Origin of the sequence: Odoribacter sp. Z80, assembly GCF_009935865.1 — a bacterium.
Classification (GTDB): Bacteria; Bacteroidota; Bacteroidia; order Bacteroidales; family Marinifilaceae; genus Odoribacter.
On the sequence record NZ_QWEL01000029.1, the window covers coordinates 1 to 1606 of the forward strand.

Here is a 1606-nt window from a genome sequence, read left to right on the forward strand (position 1 = left end):
GCTTACATCCAAAGAGGTAAGTTGATTATACCCGCAATCCAACGTGGTCAACGCAGTATTTTTGCTTACATCCAAAGAGGTAAGTTGATTACTCCCGCAATTCAACGTGGTCAACGCAGTATTCTCGCTTACATCCAAAGAGGTAAGTTGATTATTCCCGCAATACAACGTGGTCAACGCAGTATTCTCGCTTACATCCAAAGAGGTAAGTTGATTATAATTGCAATCCAACGTGGTCAATGCAGTATTTTTGCTTACATCCAAAGAGGTAAGTTGATTATAATTGCAAATTAATTCCGTCAAGGATTCAAAATGTTCGATACCAGCCAGGGAAGTTAATACCTTCCCCACTACCCAGTCTTCATAAGTTCCACTAATATCAATTTTTTCAATATCTTTGACCTCCTCATATAGAATCCTTTTACTATCGGATATATATCCTTTCTCTTGCAAAATTTTTGCAAACGCAGGATTGAAATCCGAGGTTTTGTCATTCGAGTTGTCATTCGAGTTGTCATTCAAGTCGTCATCCTTGCTGCATCCCGCAAACAATGCCAGGCTCAACAGCAAACAAAAGAAACTTTTCATCATCAATTAAAATTATAGAATTAAACAATTATTTCCACTTTCACTCCCCTCCGGAGTAGCCTCGCACTCCGGCACGGAGTCAGCACACACTCCACACAGGCGTAAGCATTGACTCCGATGCGGAGTACGGGCGTACTCCACACCGGAGTTAACATTTTAATCACCCGCACTCTCTTCCGCAGGCACGTTGAGCACTTTCTCAAAACGTGCCGTGCGCGGTTCTTTCGTCAACTGGCCTTTGCTGAAACGGGTGGTCAGTTCCAGCCAGTAGTCACCCGGCGTCAGTTTCGGCACACGGAACGAAAGCACGGAGGGATTGTTCACCGTCAGGCGGCGCATTTCGACGGCCGTTTTCGTACCGTCCTCCACCCGCACAAACCAAAGGCCCACGGCATCCCCCTCTTCGCCGGCAATCTGCAAGTTGCGCCCTTTCACCGTCACCGTTTCGTCCGGCGTTATCAAACCGTTCTGCTCGCCTGTCCACGTATCCGTCACGCACGAAATCTCAGGACCGGCAACCGATACGCCCAATACTTCCACCCCCACCTGCTTCACACCCTCACGCAATGCCGCGCTTAATTGGAAATTGACACCCACCTTGTGACGCTTTTCGTCGAACACCTCATTTTTGTCGCGCCAAACGCCCGACACACTCGGATAGGCGTAGAACACACCCGTACCTACACTGAAACCTGCCAACAATTTGTTCCGGACGATGCGGTCGCCCCGGTTCAAGATATCAATCAGCGTTTCCAACTGAAATTCCGTACCCTCCGCCTGCAACGCTTTCGCAATGTCCTCGGTGGTCACCATGTTGCCCGCTTTCACTTTCAACGTGAAGTCGTTCGGGTCCTCCGTCAGCGGATTATCCACCAACCAACCCGGCCAAAAAATGTTTTTCTTTGCCATAACTGAATGTTTTTAGAATTAGATTTTATCCGCTTCCAAAAACATCACCAAACAGAGCCACGTTCCTACAACTCCTGATTTAACCAAAATAAACGTTCGTTTTTATTGG

At 47.4% G+C, this 1606-nt stretch carries 3 protein-coding genes; all 3 read right to left on the reverse strand.

What is annotated here, in order from left to right; all coding sequences use genetic code 11:
• Positions 1–591, reverse strand: a 591-nt coding sequence (locus D1136_RS10975) for a leucine-rich repeat domain-containing protein (RefSeq protein ID WP_202623116.1), incomplete at its 3' end; no start/stop codon positions are given.
• Positions 592–608: 17 nt separating this feature from the next.
• Complete coding sequence (locus D1136_RS10725) at positions 609–752, reverse strand: hypothetical protein (protein WP_161877612.1); 144 nt, start codon at positions 750–752, stop codon at positions 609–611.
• Complete coding sequence (locus D1136_RS10730) at positions 745–1497, reverse strand: DNA-binding domain-containing protein (RefSeq protein WP_161877613.1); 753 nt, start codon at positions 1495–1497, stop codon at positions 745–747. Before D1136_RS10730 ends, D1136_RS10725 begins: the two co-directional genes overlap by 8 nt.
• Positions 1498–1606 lie beyond the last annotated feature (109 nt).

Coding starts and splice junctions, on each gene's coding strand:
- D1136_RS10730 (WP_161877613.1), bottom strand. CDS start 1,497: ATGGCAAAGAAAAACATTTTTTGGCCGGGTTGGTTGGTGGATAATCCG.